At 59.5% G+C, this 15,139-nt stretch carries 11 protein-coding genes and 1 pseudogene; 7 read left to right on the plus strand and 5 right to left on the minus strand.

What is annotated here, in order from left to right; all coding sequences use genetic code 11:
- Window positions 1-82: 82 nt before the first annotated feature.
- Together XB14_RS28770 and XB14_RS28775 are read left to right on the plus strand one after the other, a co-directional pair.
- Window positions 83-340, plus strand: coding sequence for a helix-turn-helix domain-containing protein (locus XB14_RS28770; protein ID WP_077967085.1), 258 nt, complete (start codon window positions 83-85; stop codon window positions 338-340).
- A gap of 205 nt (window positions 341-545) precedes the next feature.
- A complete protein-coding gene (locus XB14_RS28775; RefSeq protein WP_077967087.1) occupies window positions 546-4,379 on the plus strand; it encodes a hypothetical protein in 3,834 nt (1,277 codons plus the stop codon).
- Window positions 4,380-4,406: 27 nt separating this feature from the next.
- On the opposite strand, the gene XB14_RS28780 is transcribed toward XB14_RS28775, so the two are convergent.
- Genes XB14_RS28780 through XB14_RS28790 form a run of 3 tightly spaced genes read right to left on the minus strand, consistent with a single transcriptional unit; the run spans window position 4,407 to window position 9,869 of the window.
- Complete coding sequence (locus XB14_RS28780) at window positions 4,407-7,673, minus strand: error-prone DNA polymerase (protein WP_077967088.1); 3,267 nt, start codon at window positions 7,671-7,673, stop codon at window positions 4,407-4,409.
- Window positions 7,670-9,193 (minus strand): Y-family DNA polymerase, encoded by a 1,524-nt coding sequence (locus tag XB14_RS28785; protein ID WP_077967090.1) that lies wholly within the window; start codon window positions 9,191-9,193, stop codon window positions 7,670-7,672. The genes XB14_RS28780 and XB14_RS28785 overlap by 4 nt, the downstream gene beginning before the upstream one ends.
- On the minus strand, window positions 9,108-9,869 hold the full coding sequence (locus tag XB14_RS28790; RefSeq protein WP_077967091.1) for an ImuA family protein: 762 nt from the start codon (window positions 9,867-9,869) through the stop codon (window positions 9,108-9,110). The genes XB14_RS28785 and XB14_RS28790 overlap by 86 nt, the downstream gene beginning before the upstream one ends.
- 233 nt (window positions 9,870-10,102) lie before the next feature.
- On the opposite strand from XB14_RS28790, the gene XB14_RS28795 reads away from it, so the two are divergent.
- The 4 genes and pseudogenes from XB14_RS28795 (at window position 10,103) to XB14_RS28810 (ending at window position 13,016) form a co-directional block, all read left to right on the plus strand.
- Entirely contained in the window at window positions 10,103-10,774 is a 672-nt protein-coding gene (locus XB14_RS28795) for an SOS response-associated peptidase (protein ID WP_077967092.1), read from the plus strand.
- Window positions 10,775-10,816: 42 nt separating this feature from the next.
- A pseudogene (gene dinB, locus XB14_RS28800) lies at window positions 10,817-11,884 on the plus strand (DNA polymerase IV); the annotation flags it as partial.
- A 631-nt stretch (window positions 11,885-12,515) separates the two neighbouring features.
- Window positions 12,516-12,794 carry a hypothetical protein gene (locus XB14_RS28805; protein ID WP_077967097.1) on the plus strand — a complete coding sequence of 93 codons (279 nt, stop codon included), beginning with the start codon at window positions 12,516-12,518 and terminating at the stop codon, window positions 12,792-12,794.
- A gap of 30 nt (window positions 12,795-12,824) precedes the next feature.
- On the plus strand, window positions 12,825-13,016 hold the full coding sequence (locus XB14_RS28810) for a hypothetical protein (protein ID WP_077967105.1): 192 nt from the start codon (window positions 12,825-12,827) through the stop codon (window positions 13,014-13,016).
- 77 nt (window positions 13,017-13,093) lie between these two features.
- Here the strand turns inward: XB14_RS28810 and XB14_RS28815 are convergent, their stop codons facing one another.
- Window positions 13,094-13,390, minus strand: a complete 297-nt coding sequence (locus XB14_RS28815; RefSeq protein ID WP_060581446.1) for an antibiotic biosynthesis monooxygenase — start codon at window positions 13,388-13,390, stop codon at window positions 13,094-13,096.
- A gap of 408 nt (window positions 13,391-13,798) precedes the next feature.
- Window positions 13,799-14,251: an aspartate 1-decarboxylase gene (gene panD, locus XB14_RS28820; RefSeq protein WP_077967106.1), complete on the minus strand. Its 453-nt coding sequence runs from the start codon at window positions 14,249-14,251 to the stop codon at window positions 13,799-13,801.
- A 460-nt stretch (window positions 14,252-14,711) separates the two neighbouring features.
- Here panD and XB14_RS28825 point away from each other — a divergent pair, with 460 nt between their 5' ends.
- On the plus strand, window positions 14,712-15,017 hold the full coding sequence (locus XB14_RS28825; protein ID WP_077967107.1) for a DUF982 domain-containing protein: 306 nt from the start codon (window positions 14,712-14,714) through the stop codon (window positions 15,015-15,017).
- Window positions 15,018-15,139: the final 122 nt, after the last annotated feature.

The raw sequence follows: 15,139 nt of genomic DNA on the forward strand, positions 1-15,139 counted from the left end.
ACCAGCTGAACACAACTTTTATCATCTTTCCGTATAGAATAGCCAGTTATTTAATTCGACACGCAATGGTCATGTGAATGCCATGACACCGCGTGATCTACTAGCTTGGAATGTTAGAAAATTGAGGGTCAAGCGCGGCCTCTCACAAGAACGGCTTGCGCTTGAAGCTCAATTAGAGCGGGTGTCCATTTCTCAGCTTGAGCGGAAGCAGGTGAATCTCGGAATAGATTCACTCGGAAAAATCGCCGCGGTTCTCGAATGCAAAATCTTCGAGCTGTTGATCGAACCGCAAAACGGCGAAGAAGCGCCGGTGAATCTTCCTAGAGGTCGGAAAAGATAAATCTTAGCGCTGTCTGCCGGACGGGCTAGAGTACGGCGCATTCATCCAGCCGGACTATCCGAAAAGTTCGGACATTGCCCGGCGATCATTCCAGACACTCCTTATCGGTGGATGGCATCAATAGAAGTTGCGCGAAAGAAGGACACGCAACTGTCTTGTGATGTACTTTCCTGCACACGTTTCACGGCACAGCCTAGGCAGAGAAATGCCACACCCGATACTCACGGTCAGTACAAATGAAATCCAGTCCCTCAACGATGAACGCGCCAGAGAACTCGTGGCACGGCTCGTTCGCGCAGAAGCAAACCGACTTGGTGCAACGAGTCCCGATGTAACATGGGGTGGCGACCAGAGGGCGAAAGACGGTGGTATCGACGTAAGGTTTTCGGCGGAAGCCCTGGGCGCAACTTCAGTGTTTCTGCCGGCCAGCACCGTCGGCTATCAAGTTAAGGCAGAGAATTTTCCGCCATCCAAGATCCAAAAAGAACTTCTACCTAAGGGTAGCCTTAGTGCGTCGATTGCGGAGATCCTTCGCCACGATGGCTCCTACATCATCGTATCAACGCGCGACAGCGTCTCAGATTCATCCTTGGCGGCTCGGCGGGCGAAGATGGCCGAGTGCTGCGGGCAATTGGAGCCAGGCACGGGAACCCTCGACTTCCTAGATGCTCGGCGCATCGCAGACTGGGCAGAGCGCTTTCCCTCAATCGTTGCATGGGTAAAGCACAGCTCTGGCGGCCCTTTGAAAGGTTGGAAACCCTACGGGCCATGGGCGTATCGTGAAAGCGACTCCAAGGCTGAATACCTGCTCGACGACAGAGTGAAGGTTTTCACGCCCGACGCAAAGGTTGGTTCGGGGGCAATTGACGCGATTGATGCCATCCGAAGCGACATGCTCGCGGGACGAAGCGTGCGCGTAGTGGGCCTGTCGGGCGTTGGAAAGACACGTTTGGTTCAAGCACTCTTCGATCCAAGAGTGCTTACAAAGTCGCTCCCGTTGCCTCAGGATGGCGTTATCTATGCCGACTTGTCAGATCATTTGGAGCCTCAACCCACGTCCATGGCAGAGGCGCTAATCGATGCTGATGCTCCTTCCTTCTTCGTTATCGACAACTGCGGCCAGGACCTACACAAGCGGCTGGCCGAAATAGTCGACCGGGGGCCACAAAAGGTGGCACTGCTTACCGTCGAGTATGACATTCAGGACGACCTTCCAGAGGGTACACGCTGCTATCGCTTGGAGAGCTCTTCAGACGAGCTCATAAAGGCGTTACTCAGCCGACGTTACAGCCACTTGTCTGAACCTGACATAAGTCGGGTCGCCTCCTTTTCGGACGGGAATGCGCGCGTGGCGTTCGCGCTAGCGAGCGCGTCGGAACGCAGCGGAGATCTGGCCCAGCTGGGCGATGACGCGCTTTTCAGGCGCTTGTTTCATCAAAAACGAAGCGAGAACGAAGAGCTGTTGCGATGCGCCGAGGCCGCCACGCTCTTGTACTCGTTTGAGGGAATTGAGACCGACCAAGGGTCGGAACTCGCACTTTTGGCTCAAACCGTTGGCTTGTCGGTTACCACTCTCTACCGCGGCATTGCTGAACTGCAACGAAGGGGATTAGTTCAACAGCGAGGTAAGTGGCGAGCAGTATTACCGCACGCGATCGCCAACAGGCTCGCCTCTCGCGCTCTCGAAAACAACCCCGCGTCGAGTGTCGTCGACACACTGCTGGTCAAGGCCGACGACAGGGTTGCCAAGTCCTTCTCTAGGAGACTTGGTTATTTGCATAATTCAACCCACGCACGGCAAATCGTCGCCTCGCTTTTAAACCCGGGTGGGAGTTTTGAGTTTATTGAAGATCTTACGGACGTCGGTAGACAGGCACTCAAGAATGTAATGCCCACCGACCCAATCGGTAGTTTGTCGGCATTTAAGAGGATGGTTGAGCGCAAGGACGTTAAGGAGTTGGATGCATATGTTGCATCCGATCTCGTCGCTATGGCAAGGTCGCTTGCCTACGATGAGTCTATGTTTGACGATGCACTCGACGTCCTCATGGCTTTTGCCGAGAGGGAGGACACGACAGCCCGCAGTTCCGCGCCTGATGCGATTGCATCACTCTTCACTTGCTATCTCTCTGGTACAAACGCCTCGCCGGAAAAGAGAGCGGCCGTCGTTCTCGATCTCCTACAAAGCAAGCAGGAGCTGCACCAGGCATTGGGAAGGGCTGCATTGAAGCAAGCCCTCCAGACCAGCCACTTTGTCGGCCACCTGGAAGCGGACTTTGGCTCTCGCCCGCGTGACTACGGTTGGAAGCCCGAGACCCGGTTAGAGATCGTCCGGTGGTACGGAGGGTTTATTGAAGTTGCGTCACAAATAGCACTCGGGACGGAAAAGCAGGCAATCAAAGTTCGCCAGATACTTGGCCAAGCCGTGCGAGACCTCTGTGAGGAGGCCGGGATGCTTGACGCAATTGAAGCAGTGGGGCGAGCCCTTGCCGAAAAGGGAGGTTGGCCGGACGGATGGGTTGGTGTTCGCGAAACGATCTACTGGAATAGGTCGTCAGCACCTCCCGAGATTCTATCGAGGCTAATTGCTTTAGAACGTGCCCTTGCACCGAGAGATCTTCTTGGTGAGATACGGGCGTCTATTCTAACGCAGGACGCTGCGTTGTTCGGTTTGCTCGACGGCGAGGGTTACGGCGCGGACTACGGTACACGTCGCGAGAAGGTTCAGGAGCGAGCAACTGAGCTCGGCAGGATGGCCGCGGAATCCCTATCCGTGCTTTCCCTGATCACGCCGGATCTACTGCGGACCCGAGGGAGTGAAACCATCTTCTCGTTCGGCGTCGGCGTTGGCTCATCGCTCAAAGACCATTCACAGTACCTGGCCGAAGCAAGTCGCATTGTCGCGACTTTGGACGGATCAGACGCAAATTTTCTTTTTGTGCGAGGGCTGTTGGCAGGTTGGCATGGGACTGACGCCGCGGCTGCAGACTTATTCTTAGACGCTGCAGTATCAGATCCTGTGTGGGGACAGTCGTTCCCGGAGCTCCAATGCGTTGTTGGTCTAGAGAACAGGGGCATCGAGCGCGTCTTCGAAGCGTTAAACGCAAAACTCGCCCCCATTTGGCAGTATCGCTACCTGGCGATGGGCGGGCTGACGGACGCTCTTGATGTGCGAACGATCGGCAAGCTCGTGCAGGCTTTGTCAGGCCTCTCCGGCGGACCTACAGTTGCCATCGATTTGTTGGGAATGGTCATCCATTCAGGCAGGGTCAAGAACGACGACTTCCGACAGGAAGTCGCACTGCAGATTGGTTACTTTCTGATCGATACAGATCTCACGGAGATCGACACTCAGGACACGATGGTTGAGTACCACTTCGACCAGATCCTTGCATTCGCGCTCACTCACGCACCTCCTTCAGCCATGGATGAGGATATCATCAACAAGCTGCTATCATGGGAGCGCTCAGAAGGCAGAAAGTATGCCTTTAGGCGCGGGCGGTTCCTGCAACCCTTCTTCCGGCTCAGGCCAAGGTTGGCCCTCAATGCAGTGTATCAACCCGATGCGGACGGAAGATTTCGCACAGCTCGTTCACTAGCTTCAAACTATGACAACGAAAGGGGGAGACGTCCGATGGAAGCAGTCCCCACACCCGAAGCAATGGAATGGTGTGCGGAATCGCCTACGGACCGGTATCCCTTCATTGCGGAAACTTGCGCCCTGTTTGTTCCAAAGACCTCCGAGGATCAGCCACAAGAGCGTTTGTCTGAACTTGCGGGAGAGGTATTCAGGCGTGCACCGGACCAAGAGCACATCCTTGAGATATATCTTCAGCGACTAATGCCAATGAGCTGGTCTGGTTTGCGCGCCGCCAAGCTCCAACGAAGACTTGGTATTCTGGATGACCTGCTTGCCCAAGCACATCCGGATCAAAAGCAAATGCTTTCCGAGGCCCGAGCCCGCATGCTGCGGGTCGTAGCCGAAATGGGACAACGCGAAGATGAAATAGAGAGCACGAGGAACGAGACCTTCGAGTAAGCCTTCGCAAGTGAACGCTCGCTCGCCTCACCGAAAATCCCGCGTCTTCACCTTGATCTGGTCGAGATGCAGATAGGGATCGACGATATCTCGCGGACGCGGCCCCTTCGGCAGCCCGCGCGGATCGGGCGCCGGCACCCCATGATGAAACTCGTCGCCCCGACCGTGCGGAAGCGGGAAACCGGCGTCCCGATCGCCGACGCTGGCGAGCTCGGCTGACAGGTCGGTCAGCCTATGGGCAACGAGGTGCACAACCTCGCCTTCCTTCTGAATTCGGCCATAGACGCCGAGCATGCCGGCACCCAAGACCACGCGACGAAACGTCTCGAAGGTCTTCGCCCAGACAACCAGATTGGCAATGCCGGTTTCGTCCTCGATGGTGATGAACATCACGCCCTTGGCCGAACCCGGCCGCTGACGCACGAGCACCAGGCCCGCGGCTTCGAGCCATTTTCCATCGCGGGTTTGCATCGCCTCCCGGCAGGAAACGATGCGGAGTTTGATCAGATCCGCGCGCAGGAACGAAAGGGGATGGTTGCGCAGCGTCAGCCCGACATGGCCGTAGTCCTCGACCACCTCGCCGCCTGATGTCATGGGCGTCAGCGCCACAGAGGGCTCGTCGAGTTCGGCAACTGTCCGACTTTCACGCTCAGAGGCCGCGGTAAAGAGCGGCAGCGGCTCGTCGCGCAGCGCCTTGATCGCCCAGAGTGCCTCGCGCCGCGCAAGGCTCAGCGATGGCTGAAACGCATCGGCTTCGGCAAGCTGGACCAAAGAGGCGGCCGGAACGCCCGCCCGGCGCCAGAGATCGTCGACCGTCTCGAAAGCACGTTCATCGCGCGCAGCAACGATCGCCGCAGCATCGACATTCGCCAGCCCCTTGACCATGCGAAGACCAAGGCGGACGGCAAAGCGGCTTTCATCCCCCGTTGCCTCGAGCGTGCAATCCCAGCGGCTGGCGTTCACACAGACCGGCCGGACCGCAACACCATGATCGCGTGCGTCCCGCACGATCTGGGCTGGCGCATAGAAGCCCATCGGCTGGGCATTCAGAAGCGCCGCGCAGAAGACATCCGGATGCCAGCATTTGAGCCAGGCGGAGGCGTAGGCTATCAGCGCGAAGGATGCCGCGTGGCTTTCGGGGAAACCGTAGCTGCCGAAGCCTTCCAGCTGACGGAACGTCTTTTCCGCAAAGTCCGCCTCGTAACCGTTTGCAACCATGCCATCGATCAGCTTCTTCCCGAACTTCGAGACCCCTCCGGTGTGCTTGAAGGTCGCCATGGCGCGGCGCAATTGATCGGCCTCGCCCGGCGTGAACCCGGCGCATTCGATGGCGACGCGCATTGCCTGTTCCTGGAAGAGCGGCACGCCAAGCGTCTTTCCAAGCACCTGCTCCAGTTCCGGCTTCGGATAGACAACCGCCTCCTTGCCCTCGCGCCGCCTGAGATAAGGATGGACCATGTCGCCCTGGATCGGGCCGGGGCGCACGATCGCCACTTCGATGACGAGGTCGTAGAAGGTGCGCGGCTTGATCCTCGGCAGCATCGACATCTGCGCGCGGCTTTCGATCTGGAACGTGCCGAGCGTGTCTGCCCGCCGGATCATGGCGTAGGTGCGCGGATCTTCGGCCGGGATGCTCGCAAGATCGAGATTGATGCCCTTGTGTTCGGCCAGCAGATCAAAGCCGCGCTTCATGCACGAGAGCATGCCGAGCGCCAGGCAGTCGACCTTCATGAACTTCAGGATATCGATATCGTCCTTGTCCCATTCGATCACCTGCCGGTCGGCCATGGCCGCCGGTTCGATCGGGACGAGCTCGTCGAGGCGATCGTTCGTCAGGACAAAGCCGCCCGGATGCTGCGACAGGTGGCGAGGTGCCCCCATCAACTGCCGGGCCAGATCGAGCGTCAGGCGCAGGCGCCGATCGGACAGGTTGAGATTGAGCTCCTCGGCATGTTTTTCGCCAATGTCCTCGCCCCAGCCCCAGACCTGTGACGACAGCATCTTCGTCATGTCCTCGGGCAATCCCAGCGCCTTGCCGACATCGCGGATGGCGCCTTTCGACCGATAGCGGATGACCGTGGAGCAAAGGGCCGCATGATCACGTCCATAGGTCTCGAAGACCCATTGCATGACGATCTCGCGACGCTCGTGCTCAAAGTCGACGTCGATATCCGGCGGCTCGCGCCGCTCCTCGGAAACAAAGCGCTCGAAGAGAAGGTCGTTGATTTCGGGGTCGATCGAGGTGATGCCGAGCACATAGCAGACCGACGAATTGGCAGCCGACCCCCTGCCCTGACACAGAATGTCTCGTGAGCGGGCAAAACGGACGATCGAATTCACCGTCAGGAAGTAGGGCGCATATTGCAGCTTCTCGATCAGCCTCAGCTCGTGCTCGAGGTTCTTTCGAACCTTTGCCGGCAACCCTTCTGGGTAGCGCCAGGCTGCCCCCTCCCAGGTCAGCTGCGCCAGCGTCTGTTGCGCCGTCAGCTCCGGATGGGAGCGCTCCTCCGGATATTGATAGGCAAGCTCGTCGAGCGAAAACCGGCACCGCTCCATGATCTCGACGGTGCGGGCAAGCGCTTCGGGGTAACGCGCAAAGAGACGGGCCATTTCTTCAGGCGGCTTCAGGTAGCGGTCGGCGTGCCGTTCACGCCGGAACCCAGCCTCGTCGATGGTGATGTTGTGGCGAATGCAGGTGACGACATCCTGCAGGATCCGCCGCTCCGGTACATGAAACAGGACGTCGTTGGTGACGACCGTCGGCACGCCGATCAAAGCTGCCAGGTTGGAAAGCTGGTGAAGACGCAGCTGGTCGTTCGGCCGGCGGCGGAGCGTCAGTGCTAGGTAGGCCCGATCGCCAAACGCTTGCTTTAGGTGGCGCTGCTGACGGGCGCAGTCCTCATCAGCGGCATCGGGAAGGAGGATCGCGATCAGTCCCTCGCCGTAGGTGACCAGATCGTCCCAACCGAACCGGCATTTCGCCTTGCCGCCACGCTTCTTGCCAAGCGACAATAACCGGCAAAGCCGCGCGTAAGCCGGCCGGTCGGTCGGATAGACGAGGACCGAGAGATCGCCTTCAAGATCGAGACGGCAGCCGACGACCAGCCGCACGCCGACATCCTTGGCCGCCTGATGGGCACGCACGATGCCGGCGAGGCTGTTGCGGTCGACAACCGCCAGCGCCTCAAGCCTAAGCTCCGCGGCACGCTGAAACAGTTCCTCACAGGAGGAGGCGCCGCGCAGGAAGGAAAAATGCGAAGTGACCTGCAACTCGGCATAGCGCGGCGGCGTCATCCGAAGATCCCGTGCAGGAACCATTGGTGACTGCCGGTCTCGCTGTGTTCGCCGTCGCCCGCACGGAAGATCCAGTAGCGCTCACCAGCGTCGTCTTCGACCTGGAAATAGTCGCGCACGGCTACGAGCTCGGCGTGGCGCTTCCACCACTCTCCAAAAACCCGTTCGGGTCCATCGGCCCGTTTCACCCGCCGGCGCACCCCGCGCCAGGTGAAACTGACCGGCGGATGATCGGGCAGAAGCGCCATCGTCTCGATCGGTTCGGGATGGAGAAGCAAGCGCACCGGTCGTGGCCAATGGCCGGGCCATGACTGACCTTCATCCGCCGCCATCGGCGCGATGCGAATTACCGAGCGCTCGGGCACATCACTCGCAACCGGTGCCAAGCGGAAAAGCCGCCGCGCGCCAATGCGATTTCCGAGGATGTCGATCAGGCCGGAAACATCGGCCTCCGGCTCATCGACCAGCGAGGAAATGATCTGGCTTGCGACAAGCGGCTCGGCATGGGTTGCCGTCAGCGACATGATCTCGATCCCGAAGCCCGGATCAATCGTCTCTATCCGATCGGTGATGAGCCGGGTCAGGCGCCTGGCGTCGCGAACAGGGGTCGCAGTGCCGGCCCGAATCGCCTGGTAGGTGTTGTCGACGCGATGGAAGAGAAGATCGACGCGCCGCGCACCAAGGCCCCTTTCTTCCAAAACCCGACAGAGCATGAGCACCAGCTCGGCGGCATAGCGCGCAATCGTCTCGGCCGCCGCGATCGGTTCACCAAAGGAGCGGCGAACCCCAACGAGATCGGGCGTGCGCACAGGATCGATCGGCTCGGCGACCTTTCCCATGGCCTGGTCGATGCGACGGCCAAGCTCGGGTCCAAATCTGAGAGCAAGCGGTGCCCGCGGCACGCCGACGACTTCGCCGATCGTATTGAAGCCTAGCACGCGAAGGCCATGGACGATTGCGGGATCGAGACGGAGGGCGGCGATCGGCAGTTTGCGGATCGTATCCTGCTGCCCGCTCGGCGCGGTGACGTGCGTCGGTCGCGCAAGAAACCGGGCGGCGGCATGGGCCGCCCCCCAGGTATCGGCGACCGCCGCACGGGCCTCGATGCCGGATCCGAAGAACCGGTTGACCATGCCCGACAACATCAAGTCTTCGCCGCCGTGCAAGTGGTCGGCACCCGTCGTGTCGATGACAAGGCCATCGGGTGGATCGGTGGAAACGATCGGCGCGTAGCGCTGCAGGGCCCAGAGCGCCAGGCGTTCGAGCGCTTCTTGATCGGCGGCCGAATCGGCGTCCATGACGACAAGACCTGTGACGAGCGCCTGGGCCTTCGTGGCGGCCATGCCGGGTCTCAGGCCTGCGGCAATCGCCGCGGCATTTACCGAGAGCACCACACGCCTTTGCTTTTCGCGGCCCACAAGGACGAGAGGCGTTTCAGCCGGCGGCGCTGCGTCGCCGAGTTTGCGCCTCAGGCGATCCGTGGACCAGCTCGGAAGGAAGAGCGATACGACCCTTGGCATCTGGGGCCTCCACTTCGAAATCTGCACTTTCGCCAGCGCGGCAGCGGATGAGTTCGACGAGCCAACGCGCGCGGCCGACGCCTGGAACCGGCAAGGGGGCGGATGGAAGGACGGAAACCCGCCAGCGCGTGACCGATGCCGTCGGCTGCCCGAAATCCGAGGCTTCGGCCTGGCGTCGCCAACGGCGGATCGCAAGGCCTATGGTTCCGGAACGCTCGGCCGCAAGCTGCAATCGGCGTGAGGCGGCCATCGGAAGGCGCGCGAGTTCGCCGACGACGGCACCGAGACCACCGTGTCGAAGCCCCTCCTCCATGCAGGATAGAAGCGCTTTTTCGTCGCCGGCCTCCACATAGATGACGCGGCTCGGCGAAAGACCTACTTGAGCCAGCGCCGGAGCGAAGAGATCCGGTCGTGTCACGCACCAGAGCACCTTGCCCTTGGTACGGGCGGCAATGCCCGCCGAGAACAACGCCGCCGCCGCGCCGTCGATCGCACCGTTGCCGCCGCCGGCGACCTCATGCAACGAGCCGAGTGCGAGCCCCTCACCCGGCAGTCGCCGATCGATCTCGGCAACGCCAAACGGCAGGACCTTCCGCCCGCGTCCGCTCGTACCTTCGAGGCGCTGGATGCGCTCGCGAAGTTCTGAGACGACGGTATTGTCGACTGGACGGGGCATTTTGGAAGGAACAACTCCTCAGGGCTATGCATTAGCGCTTCCTGTTGATATGTTCTCTATTTGTTCCTATTTGGGTTGCGAGTCAACGAAGTTCAGAAAAGAGACTGTTGATTGCGATAGAGACATCAGCGCGGACACGCCGCTTGGTGCAATGAATGGATCGGGCGCCGAGGAACGGCGACAGACCTAAGCAGTCGCTGATATGAAGCAAGGTGAGAAAGGGAGACTGAACTTTGTGCAATCTCTACAACATCACGACGACACGCGATGCCGTGATTGCATTCACCAAGGCATTCCGCGACAAGGCCGGCTGGAACCAGCCATCCTATGACGTCTACCCCGGCTATCAGGCGCCCGTAGTCCGCGTCGGCGAAGACGGAGAGCGAGAGATCGCGCGCGTCACCTGGGGCATGCCCTCGCCGCCGGCTTTCGTGAAGAACTACGATTCAGGCGTCACCAACATTCGAAACGTCGCCTCAGCGCACTGGAGACGCTGGCTTGGGCCGACCAGTCGCTGCGTCGTCCCCTTCACCTCCTTCGCCGAGCCGGACCCGGCAAGCCAAGTTCCCGGCGGCAAGATCCCCAATGCCTGGTTTGCCGGGACCAAGGAGCGGCCGCTGATGTTCTTCGCCGGCTTCTGGACGCCATGGAAGGGTGTCCGGCGCGTGCGCGACGGCGAGCGCGAATACGAGCTCTTCGGCTTCCTCACTACATCACCGAACGAGATCGTCTCGCCCGTCCATCAAAAGGCCATGCCGGTGATCCTGACCACACCTGACGAGGTCGATCTGTGGCTCACCGGATCCTGGGACGACGTGAAGCACCTGCAGCGGCCGCTTCCGGGCAACATGCTTGTTGTCGTCGAGCCTCCTGCCGCCCTGCCCGAAGAAGACCTGCTGCTATGACCAGTCGTTGGGTCGCGTGATCGGTGATGGAAACGCTCTGAGCGCACGCGAAAGATCATCCATGTCGACATGGATGCCTTCTACGCCTCGGTGGAGCAGCGGGACAACCCCGCACTTCGCGGGCTTCCGATTGCCGTTGGCTTCGGCGAGGCGCGCGGCGTCGTGGCTGCCGCAAGCTACGAGGCGCGCAAATACGGCGTCCATTCGGCCATGCCGTCGGTCACCGCCAAGCGGAAATGCCCGGAGCTGATTTTTGTGACGCCGCGCTTCGATGCTTACCGCGCAGTCTCACAGCAGATCCACGCGATCTTTGCCGAATACACGCCGCTCATCGAACCGCTCTCGCTCGACGAGGCCTATCTTGATGTCACCGAGAACCTCAAGGGAATGGAACTTGCGACGGAGATCGCCGAGGAGATCCGCGCCAAGATCAAGGCAAGGACAGGCCTGACCGCTTCGGCCGGCGTCTCCTATAACAAGTTCCTCGCCAAGATGGCGTCCGACCAGAGGAAACCGGATGGCCTCTTCGTCATCACGCCAAAGAACGGTCCGGCCTTCGTCGAGGCGCTGCCCGTCAAGAAATTCCATGGCGTCGGCCCGGCGACGGCCGAGCGCATGCACAAGCTCGGCATTGAAACGGGCGCCGATCTGAAGGCTCACGATATCGCCTTCTTGCAGCAACACTTCGGAAAATCGGGACCTTACTTCTACTGGATCGCCCGCGGCGTCGACGAACGTCAAGTGAAGGCCGACCGGGTGCGCAAGTCCATCGGCGCGGAAGACACGTTCTCCGTAGACGTCCATGATTTCGAGACCGCCAGGGCTGGCCTCGAACCGCTGATCGAAAAGGTCTGGCGCTACTGCGAAGCGAACGATATTCGCGCCAAGACCGCGACGCTCAAGGTGAAATGGGCGGATTTCACGCAGATCACTAGGAGCAAGACAACAGCGGTACCGATCGCAAGTGCCGCAGAGCTTGCCGCGGTCATAACGATGCTGTTATCTCCACTCTTCCCTGCCCCAAAAGGCATTCGGTTGCTGGGCGTGACACTGTCGTCACTCGATGAAACGACGATCGAAAGCAAGCCACAGCTTGCCTTCGCGCTCTAAAACACCTTGCTCGTCCGTCAGGACACCGATCGACCGAATGAGTGTTGGCGATCAACTATGCGCCGGCTACTAAAAGTGGATGGTTCTTGCGGCCAGCTTCGCCTCGCCGTGATAGACCGAGTTGCAAATGACGGCACGTCCGTGCAGCCCTTTGAGAATGCAGCAGCGCGAGCCGCACCCACCGAGGATCGCTCCATTCACTCGAACAAATCATGGAAATCGTGATCACCGAACGGGCGGCCTTTTCGGGGAGCCTTATTCAGTAAACTCTTAATTAACCATAACCTTGCAGACTTTGTTCAGTCGCCAATCACATTCCAGCGTACAGCGGCAACTCAGAACCGTAACCCCGCCCCCAGGTTACGGTTTTGCCCATAAAACCAGGCACCTCTCAACCACGAGCGCAAGGTTAAGCGATGAGTTATGACTGGAGCGGCGCGCGGCATCGCCGGATGAAGGTTGCACGTCTTGGCGCCGCGCTCACTGTGGCGGCCACGGTCGTTGCTGTTGTAGTCCAGGTCATGGGAAGTGCGCTCTAGAGCGACGCAATTGCCGTGAACGGATGAGGTTCGGCTCATCGATACGATGACCAACTCTGCGTCCTTGTTTCCCGAAGAGGAAAGGTTCGCATATGGTTGATTGGAATACGGACGGTCACGGCAACATAAGGGCATCAACGGTCGTCGGATGGAACACTGCAATCGACGAGACGGGCGAGCTTTTCCTTAGGATCGAATTCTGCGCCGATCCGGATCTCGAAAACGTGTCGGCGCTGCAGTTCAGATTGACCGCGCAGCAAGCAATGCAAATAGCGGAAAGGCTGACGAACACTTATCGGCAGTCCTCGACGGCGCGCGAGCGCACAGACCAATCCTTGCTACTGACGTCGCAGGGGCGCCCCGCGCCATAATGAATGGGCAGACCAGGAAGGGGAAAGGACGTGGCCACACGCAAAGAAATCGCCGAACGTGTGATTGCCAAGTGGCAAGCCAGGGGCATTGCAATTGACCACGCCGGCGAGTTCCAGGCTCTGCTCAGGCTCTGGATTGCGGGTGACATTTCCATCGATGACATCCGGCGGAGGTACCTGAAATTGCTGCGCGAACGTTACCGAACGGCAAAGCGCAATTAAGCGACGAGACACGTCTTGTGGCACCGCCGGCTACTATTGAGCCCAACGACGCATCGCCACGGCAAACCGGCTTCCGTTTATTTCACTGATAGGACGACCAGGCCTGCAATTGGGTCGGTTACGCCGAGCCCTCCTCCGAGGTCCTCGAGCGTCTCACGAAAGCTGTCAAGCGTGGCGACCATCTGCGGCCGGCTGGCCGCCAATGCCTCCATGCTCTCCCATTCCGCGATAATGCAGTATCGTCCCTCGCCAGCCTCGATGATGTTGGCATGACGCAGACCCGACCAGCTTTGAGCTATGTCCCGGTGAGCACCGAGAAAAGCCTCAGCCATCCCTGGCTTGACCTTGAAGCGGACAACATTGAATGCGGTCATGAGCGCCTCCCTGAGCCATGTTCTGCCTCTGATAATCTGCTGCCCAAATTGCGCTTTTGGCTAGAGCCTGCACCCGACCGAGAAAGCCTTAAGTACGAACTCGCCAATCGGAGATATATTGCCGGAGTTCGAGGAAACTAGTCCGGGATAGAAAGGTTCTGAGTGAGTGCGAACGCCGTCTCGGCGCGCCGACTAGTTGCTCCAAACCGCTCAAGCATAGCTCGTAGTTGTGTATTTTCTTGCCGACGGCAATATGCCGGCAGTCTGCGGTTTTCTTCTTCCAGTGCGGCAAAGTCGTCGGCAACTGTTCAGCAACAACGAACGCCGTGTTGCTGGCGAGGTGGCGACCGCTGCGTTTTTGTCCTTGGCGACGACACAGCGTCAGGTTTGCCTGTTGGCCAAATTCAATCAGCTGCCGGACACCATGAGCGGTATCGGCAACGCCTTCTCAGACTCATCGAGGATCTCGAAGGTGTATTTGCCAGACGCATCGACCCCAACCGAGTAGCTGAGGCGATCTAGCACGCGGTTGTTCTCGTCGAAGGTCAGCACCTTCGGCTTCAAGGAAGTGAGCCGGCTTTCATCGAGATACACCGAGTTGCATATGATGATCTGGTCGCCGGGCTGGCATGTGCGTGCGGCCGCACCATTGAGGATGCAGCACCTGGAACCGCGTTCACCGAGGATGACGTAGGTGGAGATGCGCGCCCCGGAATTCTTGTTCCAGATCTCGACGAACTCCATCGGCAAGATGCCGGCCTCCTCACAGTGGTCCGGGTCAAGAGTGATCGACCCATGATAATTGAGGTTCGCCTCGGTGACATAAATACCATGGAGCTTCCCTGCGACCAGCTTTCTCATGCTTTTTCACACCTCGCGGTTGATCAGGTTTCGTCGCGCCCTGGCGCTGCCGACCGAGGCAGAAATCTTCGCGCACGGACAATCGCCAAGCGGAGAGAAAGCCCCGCCGGGGAAGGCGGGGCAAGGTTCGCACCCAGATGGCTCTCTGAACGCGGGGAAGAAAAACTCCATCGGCCAGGCCGACGCGTTCAGATACGAGCAAAGTCCCCCCGCAAGGAAGGTCGCTTTCGGCAATTCCGGTACGGCTTTGCTAATATATCAACTTGCTCAAAGTGCCCTTGAATCTGGACCGGCACCAGCTTCCCTTCTCGCGTTGTCGCAATCCGTACGGCGAATGTACTAGCCCGGCCCCCCGAGATGACTACTGTATCAACGTTGAAGGGCGGAGCTTCTCACTGTATAGTTTCCTTATAATTTAATTCATTTTTTTCAATCCGTTAGCCTGCGGAAGGAGGACATTATGCGCCTTCCTGAGATACCTTGGACGGTTCCGTTATCTGTCCGCCTACAGTCAGGAACAAACCGCATTTTCGCATCGGTCTACGACGCGCTGGATTTTCTCGAACACGAATGGCCGATACGGCACGGACAAGGCTATGAGCGAGCCATCATGACGTGTCGAGGTGCGTTGAACCACTCGGTCCCATCTGCAGTCGCCCGCGAGGCCTTCATCGGCGCGTGCCTGGAGGCTGGCATGGCGACGTCAGCAGTTGCTGCCCACTATCATGCGCGTTCGGGACCTCATGGCAACAAGCCACTGTCCTGATCACAAGAACCGCGTCGGCCTCAATGCCGCGGCCGAGCGAAGAATGCTCCAAGCTCCCCCGAACCGCATGGCCGGTTGTGGTCCAAGGCAAAAAGCGCTCGGGACGTGGTGGCATTATATTC

This window comes from Ensifer adhaerens (assembly GCF_002007205.1).
Classification (GTDB): domain Bacteria; phylum Pseudomonadota; class Alphaproteobacteria; order Rhizobiales; family Rhizobiaceae; genus Ensifer; species Ensifer adhaerens_D.

Excerpts from the sequence above, each read along its gene's own strand:
- XB14_RS28785 (WP_077967090.1), bottom strand. The coding sequence starts at position 9,193 with ATGCCAAGGGTCGTATCGCTCTTCCTTCCGAGCTGGTCCACGGATCGC.
- XB14_RS28805 (WP_077967097.1), top strand. The coding sequence starts at position 12,516 with ATGGTTGATTGGAATACGGACGGTCACGGCAACATAAGGGCATCAACG.
- panD (WP_077967106.1), bottom strand. The coding sequence starts at position 14,251 with ATGAGAAAGCTGGTCGCAGGGAAGCTCCATGGTATTTATGTCACCGAG.
- XB14_RS28780 (WP_077967088.1), bottom strand. The coding sequence starts at position 7,673 with ATGACGCCGCCGCGCTATGCCGAGTTGCAGGTCACTTCGCATTTTTCC.
- XB14_RS28825 (WP_077967107.1), top strand. The coding sequence starts at position 14,712 with ATGCGCCTTCCTGAGATACCTTGGACGGTTCCGTTATCTGTCCGCCTA.
- XB14_RS28790 (WP_077967091.1), bottom strand. The coding sequence starts at position 9,869 with ATGCCCCGTCCAGTCGACAATACCGTCGTCTCAGAACTTCGCGAGCGC.
- XB14_RS28775 (WP_077967087.1), top strand. The coding sequence starts at position 546 with ATGCCACACCCGATACTCACGGTCAGTACAAATGAAATCCAGTCCCTC.
- XB14_RS28770 (WP_077967085.1), top strand. The coding sequence starts at position 83 with ATGACACCGCGTGATCTACTAGCTTGGAATGTTAGAAAATTGAGGGTC.
- XB14_RS28815 (WP_060581446.1), bottom strand. The coding sequence starts at position 13,390 with ATGACCGCATTCAATGTTGTCCGCTTCAAGGTCAAGCCAGGGATGGCT.